This window comes from Methylotuvimicrobium alcaliphilum 20Z (assembly GCF_000968535.2).
Lineage (GTDB): Bacteria > Pseudomonadota > Gammaproteobacteria > Methylococcales > Methylomonadaceae > Methylotuvimicrobium > Methylotuvimicrobium alcaliphilum.
The window spans coordinates 4,048,226-4,067,946 of record NC_016112.1; the positions used below are offsets into that span (position 1 = coordinate 4,048,226).

Annotated in this window: 18 protein-coding genes; 9 read left to right on the forward strand and 9 right to left on the reverse strand. The window is 46.6% G+C overall.

The window, feature by feature from the left end:
* Positions 1–104: 104 nt before the first annotated feature.
* A complete protein-coding gene (locus MEALZ_RS17190; protein WP_014149927.1) occupies positions 105–1,394 on the reverse strand; it encodes a peptidylprolyl isomerase in 1,290 nt (429 codons plus the stop codon).
* Positions 1,395–1,412: 18 nt separating this feature from the next.
* The gene (locus MEALZ_RS17195) at positions 1,413–4,115 is read right to left on the reverse strand and encodes an LPS-assembly protein LptD (protein WP_014149928.1); all 2,703 of its coding nucleotides are present in this window, start codon (positions 4,113–4,115) and stop codon (positions 1,413–1,415) included.
* A gap of 113 nt (positions 4,116–4,228) precedes the next feature.
* Here MEALZ_RS17195 and MEALZ_RS17200 point away from each other — a divergent pair, with 113 nt between their 5' ends.
* The 3 genes from MEALZ_RS17200 to MEALZ_RS17210 are packed head-to-tail and all read left to right on the forward strand — an operon-like array spanning position 4,229 to position 6,103.
* Positions 4,229–5,224, forward strand: coding sequence for an aminoglycoside phosphotransferase family protein (locus tag MEALZ_RS17200; RefSeq protein WP_014149929.1), 996 nt, complete (start codon positions 4,229–4,231; stop codon positions 5,222–5,224).
* The gene (murU, locus tag MEALZ_RS17205) at positions 5,221–5,901 is read left to right on the forward strand and encodes an N-acetylmuramate alpha-1-phosphate uridylyltransferase MurU (RefSeq protein ID WP_014149930.1); all 681 of its coding nucleotides are present in this window, start codon (positions 5,221–5,223) and stop codon (positions 5,899–5,901) included. The genes MEALZ_RS17200 and murU overlap by 4 nt, the downstream gene beginning before the upstream one ends.
* Positions 5,894–6,103: a dodecin gene (locus MEALZ_RS17210; RefSeq protein WP_014149931.1), complete on the forward strand. Its 210-nt coding sequence runs from the start codon at positions 5,894–5,896 to the stop codon at positions 6,101–6,103. Before murU ends, MEALZ_RS17210 begins: the two co-directional genes overlap by 8 nt.
* 194 nt (positions 6,104–6,297) lie before the next feature.
* Here the strand turns inward: MEALZ_RS17210 and MEALZ_RS17215 are convergent, their stop codons facing one another.
* The gene (locus tag MEALZ_RS17215; RefSeq protein ID WP_014149932.1) at positions 6,298–7,344 is read right to left on the reverse strand and encodes a hypothetical protein; all 1,047 of its coding nucleotides are present in this window, start codon (positions 7,342–7,344) and stop codon (positions 6,298–6,300) included.
* An 82-nt stretch (positions 7,345–7,426) separates the two neighbouring features.
* On the opposite strand from MEALZ_RS17215, the gene MEALZ_RS17220 reads away from it, so the two are divergent.
* Positions 7,427–7,846, forward strand: coding sequence for an HIT domain-containing protein (locus MEALZ_RS17220; protein WP_014149933.1), 420 nt, complete (start codon positions 7,427–7,429; stop codon positions 7,844–7,846).
* A 7-nt stretch (positions 7,847–7,853) separates the two neighbouring features.
* On the opposite strand, the gene MEALZ_RS17225 is transcribed toward MEALZ_RS17220, so the two are convergent.
* Positions 7,854–8,246, reverse strand: coding sequence for a flagellar basal body-associated FliL family protein (locus tag MEALZ_RS17225; RefSeq protein WP_014149934.1), 393 nt, complete (start codon positions 8,244–8,246; stop codon positions 7,854–7,856).
* Between the two features lie 79 nt (positions 8,247–8,325).
* Here MEALZ_RS17225 and nagZ point away from each other — a divergent pair, with 79 nt between their 5' ends.
* The 3 genes from nagZ to MEALZ_RS17240 are packed head-to-tail and all read left to right on the forward strand — an operon-like array spanning position 8,326 to position 10,640.
* Positions 8,326–9,345 carry a beta-N-acetylhexosaminidase gene (gene nagZ / locus MEALZ_RS17230; RefSeq protein WP_014149935.1) on the forward strand — a complete coding sequence of 340 codons (1,020 nt, stop codon included), beginning with the start codon at positions 8,326–8,328 and terminating at the stop codon, positions 9,343–9,345.
* Positions 9,338–9,889 (forward strand): hypoxanthine-guanine phosphoribosyltransferase, encoded by a 552-nt coding sequence (locus MEALZ_RS17235; protein WP_174888160.1) that lies wholly within the window; start codon positions 9,338–9,340, stop codon positions 9,887–9,889. The genes nagZ and MEALZ_RS17235 overlap by 8 nt, the downstream gene beginning before the upstream one ends.
* Before the next feature lie 10 nt (positions 9,890–9,899).
* Complete coding sequence (locus tag MEALZ_RS17240) at positions 9,900–10,640, forward strand: S-methyl-5'-thioinosine phosphorylase (RefSeq protein WP_046061663.1); 741 nt, start codon at positions 9,900–9,902, stop codon at positions 10,638–10,640.
* Between the two features lie 386 nt (positions 10,641–11,026).
* Here MEALZ_RS17240 and MEALZ_RS17245 read toward each other — a convergent pair whose 3' ends face one another.
* Positions 11,027–11,227, reverse strand: a complete 201-nt coding sequence (locus tag MEALZ_RS17245; RefSeq protein ID WP_014149938.1) for a YgaP family membrane protein — start codon at positions 11,225–11,227, stop codon at positions 11,027–11,029.
* A 14-nt stretch (positions 11,228–11,241) separates the two neighbouring features.
* A complete protein-coding gene (locus MEALZ_RS17250; RefSeq protein ID WP_014149939.1) occupies positions 11,242–12,516 on the reverse strand; it encodes an NAD(P)/FAD-dependent oxidoreductase in 1,275 nt (424 codons plus the stop codon).
* A 630-nt stretch (positions 12,517–13,146) separates the two neighbouring features.
* On the opposite strand from MEALZ_RS17250, the gene MEALZ_RS17255 reads away from it, so the two are divergent.
* The gene (locus MEALZ_RS17255; protein ID WP_162531690.1) at positions 13,147–14,301 is read left to right on the forward strand and encodes a response regulator; all 1,155 of its coding nucleotides are present in this window, start codon (positions 13,147–13,149) and stop codon (positions 14,299–14,301) included.
* Positions 14,302–14,597: 296 nt separating this feature from the next.
* Positions 14,598–14,981: a VOC family protein gene (locus MEALZ_RS17260; protein WP_046061228.1), complete on the forward strand. Its 384-nt coding sequence runs from the start codon at positions 14,598–14,600 to the stop codon at positions 14,979–14,981.
* 456 nt (positions 14,982–15,437) lie between these two features.
* On the opposite strand, the gene MEALZ_RS17270 is transcribed toward MEALZ_RS17260, so the two are convergent.
* From MEALZ_RS17270 to MEALZ_RS17280, 3 genes are all read right to left on the reverse strand, one after another.
* Entirely contained in the window at positions 15,438–17,984 is a 2,547-nt protein-coding gene (locus tag MEALZ_RS17270; RefSeq protein WP_014149942.1) for a FimV/HubP family polar landmark protein, read from the reverse strand.
* A gap of 70 nt (positions 17,985–18,054) precedes the next feature.
* Entirely contained in the window at positions 18,055–19,077 is a 1,023-nt protein-coding gene (locus MEALZ_RS17275; RefSeq protein WP_014149943.1) for an aspartate-semialdehyde dehydrogenase, read from the reverse strand.
* A 130-nt stretch (positions 19,078–19,207) separates the two neighbouring features.
* The gene (locus MEALZ_RS17280; protein ID WP_014149944.1) at positions 19,208–19,663 is read right to left on the reverse strand and encodes a low affinity iron permease family protein; all 456 of its coding nucleotides are present in this window, start codon (positions 19,661–19,663) and stop codon (positions 19,208–19,210) included.
* Positions 19,664–19,721: the final 58 nt, after the last annotated feature.

The following is a 19,721-nucleotide window of genomic DNA, read 5'->3' on the forward strand; positions in this document are numbered from 1 at the left end:
TTAAACACTGTATTATCCTATCTTCCTTAAGTCTCATTGAGGTGTCTCGATGCCAAACGTGCGATTATCGTGTTAAACGTAAATTTAAAGCAAACCTCATCGATTCAAAGCCTATCATGAAATACCTCGACATAAGCCTCATCGCGCAAACGCCGAAGCCATAATTCGGTTTCTTCTTCGATCTTACGTTTACGAATCGCCTCTCTTACTTGCTCCTTTTTGTAGTCCTCACTATCGTCTTGCTGCTTTCTGCCGAGCACCTGTATCAGATGCCAACCGAATTGCGTTTGAACCGGTTTACTAATCTCATCGATCGCCAATGCATTCATCGCCTTTTCGAACTCGGGAACCAACGCACCCGGCGCTACCCAGTCTAAACTTCCGCCATTAAGTGCGGACCCTTTATCATCGGAATGCGCTCTGGCCAGCGCATCGAAACTATCGCCATCGGCAATTCTGCGCTTTAAGTTATTCAGTCTTTTTTTCGCTTCGTCGTCGTCAATCAGCTCATTAGTTTTGATCAATATGTGACGAACATGCGTCTTAGTCACGATATGTTGCTGATCGCCGCCTTTGAGCTCTAGCATTTTTATGACATGGAAACCGCTGGGACTTCGAATCGGGTCCGAAACATCCCCCTGCTTCAGGTCGCCGACTTCATCGACAAATAAAGTGGGCACCTGGTTAATCGAGCGCCAACCTAAATCGCCTCCGGTCAAGGCTTCGCTGCTATCGGATCGACTCATCGCCACCTGCACGAAATCCCGCCCGCCGCGTAAATCCTGAATAATTTCCTCAGCTTTTTGTTTGGCTTTCTGTATCACTGACGACGAAGCGCCTTCCGGAATCGCCACCAGAATATGCCCTAAATGGTATTGAGTGGCTTCGCCGCCAAGTTTACTTTCGGTTTCGAGAAAATGCTCGACTTCCCGGTCGCTAACATTAACGCGACTGCCGATTTCCCTGCCCCGCAACTGATTGATGATGACTTCGTTACGCAGATTTTCCAAAAAACTGCGATAAGAAATCGACTGCTTTCCCAGTTCGACACGAAATTCTGCCGGCGTCATATTATTTCTTCGCGCGATATCTGCTGCGGCACTGGCCAACATTTCATCATTCAAGGCGATGCCGGACCTTTCCGCCAACTGCCGTTGCAGCTTTTCGATAATCAATTTTTCAAGCACTTGCTTGCGTAAAATATACGACGGCGGCACTACCGCGTTACTGGCTTTAATGCGTTGCGCGATGACATCGACTTCCGCTTGCAACTCGCCATCGAGAATCACATCATCTTCGATAATTGCAACGATACGATCCAGTGTCTGCGAAAAAACCGGGACGGAAATACTTATTAATGCGATCAAAACGCCGCTGATAAAATGCTTTTTCATGGTTAACAATCAGTCAGTTTATTGCGGTCTGACATAGCCGTAGATATTTCGTTCGAAAAATTCATCCAACCGGTCGCCGAATGCCGTTAAGCCTTTCAATTCCAGCTGAACAAATACGCCGGTTTGCGCTTCGCCGGTCGGCTCTTGCCCGGCAAACACATTAATACTATTAATATAACGCCGCCCGATGATTCTAAAACGCCAACAACAACTTTCTTTTTCAAAGCCTGCGAAACTTTCCACCGTTCTATCAAACAACATTGAATACTGCCATCGCCCAACCGCATACCAATTATCATAGATCGGCCAGCGAAAAGAGACATCCGTCACTTCCGTTAAATCCTGGCGAAAACGATACCCTAAATTAACCAACTGCTCGGGCTTATTCGTATACCGCAACGCCACTTCGCCTCGGGTTAGGTCGTTTTGTGCATGATCCCACTGCCCGGCTGTCCTTAAGGACAAATGCTCGGTCAATTGCGCACTGAATTCGGCAATTAAATTAGCGAAACTATTGGTCGAAGATTGTTGATTTACTAAACGCGGATTACCGAAAATATCAGTACTTCCTCTTGGATCATCAAGTTGCACCAAACGGTCTCGGAAATAAAAAATTTCGCCGATGCTAAGCCTCATGTTTTCGCGACCTGTTCGCGGATCGATGATTCGATTGGTCAAAGCCATCGTCACTTGATTGGCATCCTGAACCCTATCGGAGCCGCTGAAACGATTTTCCCGGAATAAACTGTAGAAGTTATAATCGTACTCGCCTGTATCGAACAACGGAATATCGCTCTGATCTTTATACGGAATATAGAGATAAAATAGACGAGGCTCAATCGTGTGAACATAAGACGATGCACCTGCTCCGAACTCCCGCTCCAGCGTAAACCCGGTATCGGCCGAAAATATCGGCAAGGTACGAGTAATGCTATCAGGCCTGGGCCTGCCTACCTCCTGATTTTCCAGCATATATTGAGTGTGTTTAAGCGACAATTTTGGCGTTAAATAAACACCCGCCGCTTCTAGCGGAACAGCGACAGCAGGCTCGATGTCGAAGCGTTGACCGCTAACGCGCTGGTCTTGTTGAAAATAGACATATTCCGACCCCATGGATACATCAACTGGCATAAAGTCGAACGAATGATTTAAATCCAACCTCGCTTGGGGCAACCGACGATAGGGCTGAAACTCTTTAGGAATGGTTCTATCCGTCGTCTGATAATTTTCAAGCTGCGAAAAGAACGATACGCCCGGCATGCTATAACGAATGTCGGCATGGCTTCTTAAAAAACGAGTATCGTTAATCGTAATACTATTGCCCATATCGTCGAAATAATCGTCATCGGAGACATAACTTGCATCGATCGTTGAAATTAAATTCGGCAAAAATGTCGTGGTATTTTGAATACCGGCGAGATAGCGCGTTTTATTACGTATTTGATCATCCGGCAACACTTCAAATTGCAAGCGGCTGTTGGTCATTTCGGACAAATGTCTAAAGTCGCCGCCCCACTGCATTCCTCTACTTGTCATGTACCTAGGACGAAAGGTCAAGTCGTAATTAGGAGCGATATTCCAATAATAAGGCAAGGCGACATCGTAGCCGTTTCTATTATTGACGGATAAATTCGGCGCTAAAAACCCGGATTTGCGGCGATCATCGAGCGGAAAACTGATATAAGGCGTATAGATCACCGGCACGCCTTTAAACTCGAGCCAAGCATGCTTAGCCGAACCTTCGCCGCTTTCCTTGTTCAACTTTAAGTCCGATGCATGCAAAACCCAATCGGTATTGCCGGGCTTACAGCTTGTGAAGGCGACTTCATTGTAACGTGACAAAACCTTGCTATCTCGGTAGACGGTTCGCGCACTGCCTCTCAGCGGCGTCGTCGGCGAAATGAACAGAGTATTACGCAACCGGGCTTCATCGGTTGCCAGTTTCAACATCATCGTATCGCTGTATAAAGACAGTGCGTCTTCGCTGTAATAAACGTGCCCTTGCGCATCGAGAGTTTGCGATACGGTATCGTAATGCATGGTGTCCGCAGCCATACGTTGATCGGCCCGAACAATATCGACATTACCGAAAAAACCGGTAATTTCGTTATCGAAAATTTCCGAATAATCGGCCCGAACATCTATAGGCGTCTCGTCCCGTAGATCTTTGGTCGATAAAAATCCGGGCGGAGCGCCTAATGATGTCGTGCAGTTTTCCCAAGGATCGTAAGGCAATTGCGAATGCATAATATCGAAATTCAGCTCCTGCTCATGATCGAAAGCCGGCGACAATAAACTGAAACTACGCCGCTCATCCGGCATCACACGAGGCTTGCCTTTCGGATCGGTACCGGTCAGACTACAATTCCAAGTTTCATCTCCTTCTCCGGCAGCACAATCCCATCCTGCGGCTCTTGCGATTTTGCGCGGCGGCTCTAACTGAATTATCTCCTGCGGCGCTTGATTTTGCTCATTCGCTCCCTGGGGATTTTTCGCAACCTTGCCGGGACTAGGAGCGTTTTTTTGCGTAACAACAGAACTCCCCGCCGCATCAGCGCTCTCCGAAACCGTAATAGGCTTTGGGCTTTTGGCAATCGGCACATCGGCTCCGCAAACCCATTCTCCGCTGCCGTTTTGCTCACAATCCCACGCTGGCTCATTCGCCTGAGAACAAGTCGAGCTAACCAATAAAAAAAACAATAAAATGATGCGGCAGTGCATAGGTAAGTATGGGAGTTAGTATGGCTTGATTAGGCTTAAATAGAATAAAATGCCGAATAGACATTCTACCTCAATTTACTCCAGCAATATAACTTAAAGAATCCCATCTCATTATGACCAACGAAGACCCTCGAGCCGCTTTAATGCTCGATTGGCTATCGAACGACCTGTCGCTAGCCATTGACCGATTTGAACCAGCATCGAGTGATGCCAGTTTTCGTCGCTATTTCAGAATATACTCACAAGGGACGACTTACATTGTCATGGACGCGCCACCCGACAAAGAAAATATCGAGGCGTTTATCAAGGTCGCCAAGCTTTTGTCTGTTCCCGGGATCCATGTGCCGACAATTTTTCAATCGAACCTCACACACGGCTTTTTATTACTCGAAGACTTCGGTAAAACCAGCTACTTGGACTGCCTTAAATCATCGAACGCGGACCGTTTGTATCAAGCCGCTCTCGACAGCTTGTTTCAACAACAAACGCTCATTGCGCTCGACAACCTCGAAATACCTCATTACGATCGACCGCTGCTTATTCGGGAACTAGGTATTTTCGAGGAATGGTTTGCTTCGCATTTCCTGAACACCCCCACCCCCGAAACGCTCAGAATCGAAGTCAATGAATTACTAATTAATTCAGCCTTAGAACAACCTTTAACCTTCGTGCACCGAGACTATCATTCGCGCAATCTGATGAACCTAGGCAACGGCAAACCTGGAATAATCGATTTCCAGGATGCCGTAATAGGCCCTATCACCTACGATTTGGTATCGCTGCTGAAAGATTGCTATGTCAGTTGGCCGAAAGCGCAAATCGATCATTGGAGAAACGGTTATTTTCAGCGCCTTCTTCAACATGGAACGATCGACTGCAGTCAAGCGCAATTCAAACGTTGGTTCGACCTGATGGGTTTACAGCGCCACTTAAAAGCCATCGGTATTTTCACGAGATTACACTTACGAGACAGAAAGTCCGCTTATCTTAATGATATTCCTCGAACAATAAATTATGTTACCGAAACCAGCACCCACTATCCCGAACTATTCGAATTTGCAGACTTTCTAAACCGACAAATTCTGCCGGCTTTCCGGAGAATTGCATGAAAGCGATGATTATGGCTGCGGGCCGCGGCGAAAGAATGCGCCCTTTAACCGACCGCCAGCCCAAGCCTCTATTGATGGTAGGCGCTAAACCGATTATTGTGCATTTGCTGGAGAATTTGCGTGATGCGGGTTTTAGCGATATTGTAATCAATGTGGCGCATCTGGGAAGCCAAATCATCGACTACCTGGGCGATGGCCGCCGATTCGGCGTGAGCATCGTTTATTCGGACGAGGGCGAAACACCGCTGGAAACAGCCGGAGGCATTATCCGCGCCTTACCTTTGCTCGGCAACAAACCTTTTCTAGTCGTAAACGGCGATATCGCAACGAATTTTCCATTTAAAACGCTTAAACAAGGCGAAATCGATCTTGCGCATTTGGTTTTAGTCAACAACCCCGAACATCACCCCTCAGGCGATTTCGGATTCGACGGCGATCTGTTAAGCGATCATGCCGCCGAAAAATATACGTTCAGCGGTATTGGGCTTTATCATCCGGCTTTATTTGCCGAAAGCCAACAAGGCCCCCTCAAACTGGCGCCGATTTTACGCGAAGCCATGCGCCTAAACAGGGTGTCGGGTGAAAGATTTAACGGTTTCTGGATGGATATCGGAACGCCGCAAAGGCTAAAAGAATTAGACCACCTTTATCAACAGCGAGGAACACACCATGTCTGACCATATTTACAAAAAAATCGAATTGACCGGCTCATCATCGGTCAGCATCCAAGACGCGATCGAAAAGGCTGTCGCAAAAGCGGCGAAAACGTTGCACGATTTGCGTTGGCTAGAAGTCGTCGAAACCCGCGGGCATATCGACCAAGGCAAAGTGGCGCACTGGCAAGTCACGATTAAAGTCGGTTTTACGCTGAAAGATTAGTCCCATACCTTGACCAGTCAACCGGCAGCACAAACCTTCATATCCCGTTAAAAATAACTTCCGCATTTTACTCCCTTTCCCTCAGGGAGAGGGGGGTTAGCATAGGAAAACTATTATTGATCCTATCCTTACAATAAACCTAGAGAAAGCATTTCATCCTGAAGACCATGAAGAAAACGAATTCGCCGAGTTCATCATTTTGAAAAAGCAATAAACTTTCGGTAAGGCGAATCGTTCTTCCAAGTAAACGACTCGGTATAGTAATGCAGTAAAGCTAAATAGCCTATCACACCTAAACTGACCACCTTACGAATTTCCACGCCGAATAAGAACTCGGTCAAAAACTCGACAGCGGCGTCTCCGTATTGATGCAGAAAGAGAGCCGCTCCAAAAGACAACAGCGGTAAAACCAAAAGCACCGGTATATTGCATGCTTGCGCCCAACGATAGATAAAGTTTCGGGCTTGCCGACCATGACGATTGTAATCGTGGGTCACATAAAAAGAATAAGCCGTCGCATCATGAACCAATCGAGGCACCAAAATCGCCAGAAAATAGTATTGTTGAACGAATAAATAGTAAGTACTTACTACAAGCATGGTATTAGCCCAAAGAAACAGCTTGCCGAGCCCTGTCGCTACATAGCGCTGACACCAAATAGTAGCCAATAAAAGAGCTAAAGTTAAGGTACCGGCGATATGACTAAGCCAATCAGCTTGCTCAGGTTCTAAGCTATTCTTGAGAAAAACACCGAGATAAATCAATAGACCTGCGGCAACACTCAATCCCAACAACAAACGATAAGACCATGTCGGAAGCTTACAAACACCTCGCGCAATACCGTGCTGCTGCTTAAGTACATGGTAGACCGTCCAAGCCGCAACCATAATATAAAATACGAGATAAGGAATAAATAGACCGCCGATACCGAAAAATACCGCAAGCACCAACGTCATCATCATGATTCGGTGCCGGTAATACCCGAAGTATTCGCGATTAGTAGTGAGAATCAACGCGCTGGCAATAATATGCGGCGTTCCGAACAACAACTGGAATAACAGGAAATGCTCCGGACGGCTCGGCAACATCTCTCGCAAACTACCTTGCCAAAGTAGAATATCGAACCATTCCACTATTAAGCAAATAGGGATAATTGCATACAAGCCTAATATAAACCGAAAAGAAACCTTAAGCCGATCATCGCTTACCCGTTCTTGGCTTGAAAATAACTGCGCCGACATAATCTTATCCTTTTCTTATAGTTATAGTTAGAATAGGCGGCCAACATACATCGTTTTATACTTTTATTTCAAGTCTAAACTTATGGCCTTTCAGTTACATCCACAACTACAAAAAGATTGCATCCGGCTCGGACGCTTGGAATTATGCCAACTGCTGCTAATGAACGACAGTCAATACCCTTGGTTCATTTTAGTACCCGAAATTGGCGATATCCGTGAAATTTATCAATTGACGCCCACTGATCGCTCATTATTACAAGAGGAGTCGTGCCAACTAGCAGAAAGACTAGCCGGGCTTTTCAAAGCCGACAAAATGAATGTGGCAGCAATCGGCAATCTGGTGCCGCAACTGCATATCCATCACATTGTACGCTATCGCTTGGATAAAGCATGGCCGGCCCCGGTCTGGGGGAAATTCGACGCCGTTCCTTACACGGAACACCAACTTGAAGAGCTGTTACCAAAGATTAAAACGGCATTCGACGATATTTTAACAAGGTAGATCAAAACTAATTAACCAAAAACTCGGAAAAAAACACATCTCTAAAACCGTCGCTATTATCATATTTATCGAGCGCATTCCTAACGGCTTCGACACTTTCCCGGCGCAAGGCCTCCCTTTGCTCCTTGGTTCCCAGCTCATTGGCATTGCGACCGCTATACAACATAATCAATGCGTGTCTCAACGCGGGTAAATGTTTTTTTATTTTTTCCATATTATCCTTACCCTCTACCATCAATTGCACATTGACCAATAAATATTTTCGAGGTACGTCCAAATTCACGGTAAACTTAGGCGACATTTCCAAGTATTCTATGGCCGGCTGTGCATCGTCGGCGGCATCCTGGGCCAAAACCCAACCGGAAAAAATCAACCCGCATAATAACAATAAAAAACGCACGCTTAACTCCCGATTAAACAATAATCGCTTAAGTATAAGCCAGTTTCACTTTTTTAATTAACAATGTTAACTCGGAAACATGACCACTAATTCCGCAATCGGCCCCATCATGATCGATGTTGAAGGCTTGACTTTAACCACTCATGAACAAGAAAAGATCCATCACCCCAACACCGGCGCGGTGATTCTTTTTTCCCGCAATTACGAATCACCCGAACAACTTATCGCTTTGATCGACAGCATTCGCAACGCCCGAAAAGGCCCTATACTCATCGCCGTCGACCAGGAAGGCGGGCGTGTACAACGATTCAAGCAAGGCTTTACGCGCTTACCGCCGGCCAATTGTTATCGTGAACGGCCCGAGCTCGCCGAAGCTGCAGGTTGGCTAATGGCGTCAGAGATGCTGTCCGTCGGCATTGATTTTAGCTTCGCTCCCGTACTTGATGTCGATTGCGGCATCAGCGAAGTCATCGGCGACCGATCATTCTCGACCGACCCTCAACTGACAGCTCAATTGGCAGCCAGCTTTCGCAAAGGCATGCGATCGGCCGGCATGTCTGCAACCGGCAAGCATTTCCCTGGGCACGGCGCGGTAGCTGCCGATTCGCATATAGCATTACCGGTAGACGAACGGGAATTAAGCGAAATCCGAACTAAGGACTTAGTCCCATTTAAATTATTGATCGAACAAGGCTTGGAAGCAGTCATGCCCGCGCATGTCGTCTACCCTGCTGTCGACGACATGCCGGCTGGATTCTCCCAAAAATGGCTGCAAAACATTTTACGGCGTGAACTTTATTTTAACGGCGCCATATTTAGCGACGACCTAAATATGGAAGGCGCAGCAATTGCCGGCGATTTTTCCGAACGTGCGAAACTAGCCCAACAAGCCGGTTGCGATATGCTGTTAGTTTGCAATAATCCCAAAGCGGCCGAACAAGTACTCGACAGCGTACCGATCAAAACCGATCCGCTAAGAACACAACGGCTTGATGCGATGCGCGGAATACCCAAAATGACCCGAGCAATGCTCCAAGCATCTAACCAATGGCAACAAATATCACAACAAATCGCTCAAATTTCCAATGAATATGCTTGAAGAAATCGACCACGTCCAATCAACCGCCGACCTACTACACAACAAACAGGAAGTCGACGCGGCAATCGACAACATGGCTCATAAAATCAACCTGCTTCTGGCGGATAGAGATCCTATTTTTCTATGCGTCATGAACGGCGGCTTGGTCATCGGCGGCGAACTGTTGACTCGTTTAACTATTCCCTTGACCGTCGATGCGATCAATGCCAGTCGCTATCAAAACCAAACATCCGGCAGCACCATCGAATGGGTCTTAAAACCGAGAACGCCGCTGCAAGGCAGAACGGTTCTAATCGTCGACGACATTTTAGACGAAGGCATCACGCTGGAGGCGATCTACCGATATTGTTTATCGGAAGGCGCGACTTCTGTCTACAGTGCGGTATTGGTCGATAAGATTTTAGACCGCGAAAAACCGGTTCAAGCCGATTTTATCGGCCTATCGGTGGAAGATCGCTACTTGTTCGGCTATGGAATGGACTACAAAGGCTATCTTCGTAACATGCCGGGTATTTACGCTTGTCAGGATAACTTAATCGACTAGGACAATGACCATGACACAATTAGCGATCATCGGCGGAACAGGATTGACTCGTCTTGAAGGCTTGAAAATCATCGACCGAAAACCTATCGAAACGCCTTTTGGCATACCTTCGGCCGATTACATCATCGGCGAACTTGATGCAAAAACCGTCATCTTTCTAGCCAGACACGGCGACCCGCATATAATACCGCCTCATAAAATCAATTACCGCGCGAATATTTGGGGACTCAAAGAGCTTGGCGTCCGACAAATCATCGCCGTGGCGGCAGTCGGAGGTATTACGTCAAAAATGGCTCCCGCTCATATCGCGGTGCCCGATCAAATCATTGACTATAGCTATGGACGTAAGCACACTTTTTTCGAAGAAGATCTCGAGGAAGTCACGCATATCGACTTCACTAGCCCTTATTCGGCAGAACTACGGGAAAAACTGATCTCTGCTGCAGCAAATGCACAGATTACAGTTACGCCAACTGGCACATACGGCTGCACACAAGGCCCACGACTTGAAACAGCCGCTGAAATCCAACGCATGGAACGTGACGGTTGCGACTTAGTCGGCATGACCGGCATGCCCGAAGCAGCCCTAGCCAAGGAACAGGGTATCGACTATGCCGCGCTTGGGGTCGTCGCAAATTGGGCGGCAGGAAAAACAGAAGGCGAAATCACCATGGCTGAAATCGAACAAAATCTACACAAAGGAATGGCCGATACCGCCAAGCTATTAAAAGCGTTTATAGCCCGGTTATAACGCCAACGGTATCTTAAATAGTGTCTCGCTGCCGGTATCATAAACTTTCGCGCTTCAAATTTCGGCAGTGCTTAAGGAAGCGCGGGGATGTTAGGCGGATTTTTCTCAAATAGGAGCAAACTCTTGAAAAGTTACTCACAGAAGCTGTGGATAAGTCTGTGAGCAACTTGATGACTCGTTTCTTAAATCCGCATATTTGTTACAACTTTTTTAAATTGACTAATTTTTACACAAAAGTCTTTCGATTTAATATATCAATAACTTACATTAAATACTCAACACCGAACGAGTATTTTCCGCCTTACCATTCATTGACTACACGCCCCAAACGGGCGTGTGTATAAAAGGGCATACCGCGCCTTCCCTGGCATGTTAAATTTTCGTTCTTAAAATGCACACCCCGGTTTCACGCCGAATTTTTTCAATATCATCGCCAACGGGCAAAAACCGGTAAACGACGCTTGCAATAAATTCGCACCGACAAATGCGGTAAACCATAACCAATTCGGTGAATGAAAATGCGCCAAAAGCAGGCTCAACAAAATAAAACTGCCGGCAAACGCCATCACTAAACGATCGATACTCATGATTCGTCTCCTCTTTATTTAAGCCGTACAATACCCATAAACTTCAGCATCATTCTTTCATAAAACGGCTCGCTAATGCCCTTCCTGACTTTGCGCATGAAATATTTCTCGAATATGATTTTGGACAGGTGCACCCATTTCCCTTTTTTCGACCAAGTCGTATTTCTCGGCGGTATTTGCGGCACAGCCAAAAATGCAACTCCGGTATCGCCCAAATCGGCCAGACACAATGCACTCAGACTCGGTTTGTCGGAAGGCTCTTTTCCGGCCAATTCATCACGAATATTGTGCGCGGTCGCGGTTACCATAGACTCAATCATGTAACCGGTTTTCGGAGTACCTGTGGCGACCGGTGTTTTTTCGACCGGTGGAATCGCCACACAAACGCCGACCGAATAAATATTCTTAAACGTCGGATTGCGCTGATATTCATCGACGATGACAAACCCCCGCGGATTCATCAAGCCTTCGACACCGCAATTACGCACTGCATCAACTCCGGTAAACGCCGGTAACATCATTGAATGCTTGAATGGCAACTCATGCTTTTTCTTCTCGTTGCCGGCGTCATCGACTTCTGTCACATACATCATACCTTGTTCGATACGATCAACTTTCGCGTTAGTCACCCACTTGATCGTTCTCTCTCTCAGCACGCTTTCTAACATGCTTTTGGTGTCACCGACACCTCCTAGGCCTAAATGCCCGATGTAAGGCTCCGACGTAACGAAGGTCATTGGCACCTTGTCGCGTATTTTGCGTTTACGCAGCTCGGTCTCTAGGATCATCAAATATTCATAAGCGGGGCCGAAACAAGATGCGCCTTGCACAGCGCCGACAATGATCGGACCTGGATCTTCCATAAACTTATCCCAGTCCTGAGCAGCCACGGCAGCATGATCGACATGACAGACCGAAGTCGTATAACCTTCCGGACCTAGCCCCGGCACCTCGTCGAAGGCAAGGCGGGGGCCGGTTGCAATCACTAAATAATCGTAATCGACCGCAGTACCGTCGTTTAAATGAATTTGATTGTTAGGAGGATCGACCTTCACAGCCGATTTTTGAATGAATTCGATGCCTTTTTTCTGCATAATCGGAGCTAATTCGATTTTCAGATCTTCCGGTTTACGCCATTTCGGCGGCACCCAAGGGTTGGAAGGCACGAAATGAAACGTCGGAGAATCGGATATCACGGTGACTGTGTGATTATTCTTAACTAACTCTTTCATTTCATAGGCCATCGGAACACCACCGATACCGGCACCTAATACTACAATTCTAGCCATAAATTTCTCCTCGTGTTGGATCAAAATGCACTATTATTCTTGTTATTCATTTCGATCAATTTGGTTTAATTCAGAAAACATAGACGCTTCCGTTTTTGGTCTTGGGAAAACAAATTCCCAATCAATAGCATTTTCAATAACCGCATGTCACTGAAAATGTCGGCACCTCATTGTGTCGATTCAAAGACACACCGGCTTATACCTTTCGCACTTCAAATTTCGGCAGTGCCCGAGGCGCCGCCGGGGTGTCCGGTCGCTCACCTAACGCTAGGTGAGTGACCGGCATGGAGCCTACATGGACGTATTCACCCAGCACCTAAATTCCATAGTCAATGGGCTATGGTTAACTATCTTAGATAATTTAGGTGCTGGGTTCACGGCGTCCTTTGACGGACACCCCGGTACCGAATTTTGATCTACGAGGGGTATAGAACAAATTTAGCCCTGCTTTAACATTTGTCGTTCATAAAATATTACGACACTACATTGATTAAAACCGGGTTAGGATCGTCACCATTCAAACGCAAATATTCAACAATGAAAACATAAATGTTTGGAACCGGCGTTACCCAAAGAATATTAGCATTTACTAAAATACGCAAATTTATTTTTACTCTTGGCCTTCCCGCAGTGAAAAAATCTTTCTTACTAAAACACCTCCTCATCATAGCGCTTTTACCGACGCTGATGAGCAACCTCGCACAAACCGGTGCGCTGTTAGCAGAATATCAAGCGATACGGAACAGTCACGCGCAACAAGCATTCATTGAACCGGCCCAAGCAATCTCGATGACACCATTGCTTAAACGGATCAAGATCAGCGCCCTCATCGGTTTTGTCTCGGTCTTAGCAGCCGGATTAGCCGCCCTAGCGGCTTACCGGCGGCTTAAGCATAACAGCCTCAGCCCCAACAATAATGAAACCTCAGGCCCAACCACCGCTCGTAACCACACATTGGATACGAACTCCGGCGATCAAACGAAACTTTCCCTATCGCCCCGTAAATTTTCAATTTTAATCGCCGACGACAATTCCATTAACCGCTTACTGTTCGTCAATCAATTGCAAGATCATTGCGATCAAATTACCGCGACAGAAGAGGGAATCGAAGCATTGAATTATCTGAAGAGCAAACAGTTTGACCTGGTTTTTTTAGACTTACAAATGCCGGGCCATAACGGTTTTGAATTAATCGAAGCCATACGGCATACTGAAAATCCGAATAAGGATACTCCCATTATCGCCGTAACGGCGCATGCTTTACCAAACCAACGCAAAGACATCATTGCCCTTGGCTTCGACGAATGTCTTATTAAACCGATTTTATCCGAGCAACTAGAGGAAATCGTCTCCCTCTGGCGCCCCACCGAACCTCGTGATGCTTTAAGCGACTCTCCAAAGCAGGCCGGTTATGCGCAACAACTCCTGGCTAAAACCGCTTACGACCGAGACTTGGCATTAACCATCCTAAACAAACTATACGAGGAGCTTCCTCAACAACTTAACTCAATTCAAAAAGCACTCCACCATCGACAATGGCAACAAGCCTTATCGATTACCCATAAGCTGCACGGTTCGGTCAGTTTCTGCGGTTTAACGGATATCCGTCAACAGGCTTTAACATTAGAACAAAATTTGATTTCGAAAGACTTCCTCGAAACAGACCGGCATTTCGATAAATTACAAGCTTCGATTCAACAGTTCATTACCAAAAAAACCGAACTTATCGAGGAATTGTCGGATATACCCACCGTAGATCAAAATTCGGCACCGGGGGCCCGTTAAAGGACGCCGTGAACCCAGGCCTAAATTACCCAAAATAGTTAACCATAGCCAATGAACTATGGAATTTAGGTGCTGGGTAAACTCATCCGTGGGAGCTTGACGGCAGCTCCCTGCTGCCGACATCCTCGCCAAGCATGCCCCACACCCTATTTGATCCCCAAATTGGGAATTGCTGATAAAGAGAGTACGGGTATAGTGAAATCCTTACTTCCCTGTAAGCGGAGCTTTACTATAAACTCCAACAACACAGCCGAGCGAAGTATAATCGTTTCAACGACAACCAATATAAGAAAACTATGTCCAAATTTAACCTTGCCATCCACCATATTAGTCTTATCGTCTCCGATACCGAAAAATCGTTGCATTTTTACCGGGATATATTAGGACTTCAACAAACAGAACGGCCGAACCTTCCCTTCCCGGGCGCTTGGCTTCAACTTGGCGAACAGCAAATTCATTTACTAGAATTGGAAAATCCCGACCCAACTTCTGGTCGGCCAGTCCACGGAGGAAGAGATCGACATGTCGCATTAACATGTTCGGACCTCTCTCCAGTCAAGGAAGCCCTCGATAACTGCGGCTTTCGATATACATTGAGCATTTCCGGACGCCAAGCATTGTTTTGCCGGGATTTTGACGGTAATGCCATTGAAGTTATCGAACGCCCGAAAACCGAATAAAAAAAGGCCAGGCGAACACCTAAGCATTTGGTCATAAACCTAACGTTCATGAAAACCTAGCAATCCCCCAATAAATGAAAGTGCTAGGCGTCTTACCGAACCGCCGCAACGCCTACTACTTACAGCAGTTATTTTGCAGCAATTCCCAATTAAAAGGGTGCTGGGCGTGCTTGGCGAGGATGTCGGCGGCAGGGGCAGATTTTTGCTCCTCGGCAATTGCTCCTGCATTGCCCTACTACACGCCATCCTTGGCGTAATGCAAAATCTGCATTCACACCATCCTTGGCGCTTAGCTGCCGCCAAGCCCCCATGGATGGGTTTACGGCGTTCCTCGACAGGCATACCCCGCATCCTGAATACGGCAAAATTTCTCAAACTGGGAATTGCTGGTTATTTTTGTGTATATTCCTTAGCAGACAAGATAGTCATAAAAAAGGCCCGATAACGGGCCTTTTTTTATTTCAATTCATCGAGAATCGATTGAGCGATCTTTTTTTGCTCCGAACTTCCCTTATCCAATACTTCCTGCGCGATATCCTTAGCGGCATCACTATCTCCCATATCGATATAAGCTCTAGCAAGATCGATTTTGGTTTCGAATTCATCCATATCGGTCAGATCGGAAACCCCTAAATCAAGATCGTCCGGAAAACTATCATCACTGCCTTTCTTAGGTGTCGAATCCAAGTCGAAATCGAAATTAAAATCAAAACCAATATCATCCTTTTCCTCTTCGTCCAAACCGGATGCACCTTCGGCCTGAGTTTCTTTCTCGTCGAAAGAGACGTCGAATTCATCCATCAGAGAAGTGTCAGCAGGATCAGTCTTCTTCTCCGTATCGGAATCGAAGGTCTCAAAATCGAACGATTCAAATTCTTCAGAGCCCGAGGCATCCGTTTTTTCCTCTGCAGGTGCATCTGCTTCCGGACTCAAATCAAACTCGATCTGATTATCGTATTGCCGATTCTGCTCCGATGCTTGCTGTTTTGAAACCTCAGATGAACGATCCTCGGGCTCGGGCACCGAAAAATCGAAACTCTCCAAATCGAAATCAAGGCTGTTATCCGACTTTTCAGCTTCCATTTCTTCATCTTTTAAAGGCGATTGTTCCGTTTCAGACTCGAGATCATCGAACTCAGGCAAATCGAAATCGAAACGATTAGTCTCAGTTACATCAGTCGAATGAGCGGGATCGACTTCCCGATAATCTTTGTCAATCGTCGACTCGACATTGTCTTCCGTATCAATATCGTCAGTGAAAAAGGCCGATCCTGGACTAATTTCACTGGCCATCTCAGTAACTTTTGCCCAGAAATCGCCATTTTCGTTTTTTCCGGCTTGCTTCAATTCATTAGCATAATTTTCGAAACCCTCCTTGTTTTCGTTCGCATAAAAAATCTCTAATAGCTTTAATTTGTAATCGTCATTCTCAGGATGCTCGTCAATCGCTTGTCGAATCAGCCCTTCGGCTTGTTGATAACGACCGTATGCCAAATAAACATCAGCCTCGGAAATCGGATCGACTTCATGCTGGTCACTGTCGAAAGCGTCAAAATCGCTCGGCGTAAATTCGCTTAGGAACGAGCTTTCACCAACGGTACCTACATCATAGGCAGACTCATCTTCCGTGGCTAATAAATTCAATTCATCATCAGAGTTGGGAAGACTAATCTGCGATGATGCTGCGAACATACTATCCGTATCGGTTTCTTTTTCGGTTTGGCGCTTCCTCAACCACAACCAGCCTAAACCACCTAACAAACCGGCACCGACCAATGCTATTATCGCGTAATAAAAAGAATCCAGAAGTTCGCTTACAGACTCTTGCGCCACTGGTTGCGGCGGTTTTGCTGCCGGACGGGGAGGCGGAGCGGTTTCCTTTACCGGAGGCGTAACAACAGGAGGGGGTGGCACCTCAACAACTTTTTCGGATGGTTCTTTATGCTGCAAAGCGGCTAGCTGTTCGTCTTTTATGGCCAGCATTTGCTGCATCACCGCCAGTTGTTCCTCCAATTTCTCCAATCGCGCTCGCAATTCCGCATCATCTCTGCTTGGTTCATCCTGATCGGCTCTGTCAGGATCGACTGGTTGCAACAAGCTATCATCCCTTTCACCGCTGACAACGCGCTCGGTCTCTTCAACATCTTCTTGAGCAGGGGCAACGAGTCTCAATTGCGAGTCGATAACAGCCTCGTCAACCGGCGCCTCCGTTGCTACCGCAACCTGACCTCGCCACACTTGATTTTGCCGACCATACTCCGCCACTGCTTGCCGGTGAGAAAGCTTCAGTATGACCTCTCTTTCCGGAACCTTGAGCCGTGCTCCCGCCATTAATGCATTGATATTGTCTTTATAAAATGCGCTCGGATTATTCTCGAAGAGCGCTATCATGGTCTGTTCAACCGAAACATCGTTTGACGGCCTAACTTTTGAGGCAATTGACGAAAGGGTTTCATTTCTGCCAACCGGTCCATACACTCCCGAAGCAGGCGCACGCTCATCTTCACGACGCGGAGCAGGTGCTACCGGACGCTCAACAACTCGTGCATATTCTTGCTCGGCAGGCGTCATACCGTAATCGCTAGGAACCGGCAACACAGGCTGTTGATAAGTTGCGGGCGGGTCGACTAAAACGGTGAACTCACGATACAGCGTCCCTTTCGGCCAGCTCACCTCAATCAAAAAATCTAAAAAAGGTTCTTTGAGCACCTCAGTTGAACTGAGCTTAATAACCGCGCGCTTATCGGACACGGGAATCAGGTTGAATTTAATTTTGGAAAGAAAATAGCTCCAAGGTAACCCCGCCTCATCGAATTTATCGGGAGGCGCCAGCTTCACGGTAATGTCGGACGAATTTTCGTCGGGCGAAAGCATCAATGCAATCTCTGCATCAAGGCTTTGATTAAGGGCCGAGTGCAATGTGATATCGCCAACTCCCAACGGAAGAACACTAGTCGGGGTCATCAACGATAAAAGCGCTATGGATTTAGTCAGTTTGCGCACATTGCTCTCCTTCATACACATATACCACAATCTATTACCCGGAACAGTCAAATATGAGATTAAGCTTAGACTAGATGTGATTTTTTACCAATTCTTCTGCAATTTGCACACTGTTTAAAGCGGCGCCTTTTCTGACATTATCACCAACAACCCATAAGTCGATTCCCTGCGGGTGCGAGATATCTTCGCGAATACGCCCGACAAAAACACTATCATGTCCGGAGGATTCTGTTACCGCCGTCGGATAACCTCCGTCCCGATGTTCGTCGAGAACTGTCACCCCGGGCGCCTTTTCAAGAAGCGCGCGCACCGATTTACTATCTATTTTGTGACGCGTTTCAATATGCACAGCTTCGGAGTGACCGAAAAAAACAGGCACTCGCACAGCGGTAGCATTAACTTGAATCGATTCGTCACCGATGATTTTCCGCGTCTCCCAAACCATTTTCATTTCTTCCTTGGTATATCCGTTTTCCATAAATACATCGATTTGCGGCAACACATTGAAAGCGATTTGCTTTGGATAAACGCTCGGTTTAATCGGTTTACCGTTCAATAAATGCGCGGTTTGCAGACTGAGTTCCTCGATCGCTTCTTTACCCGTCCCGGAAACCGCCTGATAAGTACAAACATTGATTCGACTGATACCGACCGCATCGTAAATCGGTTTCAACGCAACTAACATCTGAATCGTCGAACAATTCGGATTGGCAATGATGCCTCGATTTTTATAGTCGGCGATCTTCTCGGGATTAACTTCGGGCACGACCAACGGGATATTTTCGTCGTAACGAAATTGAGAGGTATTATCGATCACGATGCACCCGGCTGCCGCGGCTTTCGGCGCGTATTCAGCAGAAACCGAAGCGCCGGGCGAAAATAAGCCGATTTGTACTTTGGAAAAATCGAACTCGGCTAGATCCTGTACCTTCAGCGAACCACCCTTGAACGGAATGCGTTTTCCAACCGAACGGCTACTGGCCAACGCATACACCTCACCAACCGGAAAATTTCGCTCTTCTAGGATCGACAGCATCGCTTCACCAACAGCGCCGGTGGCGCCGACCACGGCAACATTGTATAACTTAGTCATGTTTGATTACCTTTTCATTAAAACAGAAACCACAGCATCACCTACCTTTGGGATGCTAATATTCATCGCCTCGAAAAATTCGGCAACGCCCGCGCTCAACTTAACTTTTGACCGAATTTTCTTAGCGATTTTATTTTCCAGCTTTCTTTCTTGAAAGCCGAGCTAATGCTAAATATTGCTTTCGGAGTAACTTCAATTCTTCGTCGCCGATTTCTTCCAGATCCAATAGCTCATTGTTAGCTCCTTCAACGGCGCGGATCAATTCGTCCAATTTTACTTGCAACGCATCGGTATCGCGATTTTGGCTGTTCTGAATCAAGAACACCATTAAAAATGTTACGATAGTCGTCGCAGTATTAATGATAAGCTGCCATGTATCGCTAAAACCGAATAAAGGTCCGGTAATCACCCAGGTCAAAATAACCAATAATGCCACATTGAATGCGATCGGTTTACCGGCCATTTGGGACCAGGTGCGTGCAAACCGGTCGAACCGAGCATTCCAATAGGCGTTATTCTGAAGTTGATCGGCAAGACGACCGGTGAGTTTCAAAAAAGCATCTCGAAAACTTACTATTTCATTCATGACTTTAGCCTCTTTATTTGCGCCGAGGGAACAGAGCATTTACTCCGTTCTTACCGAG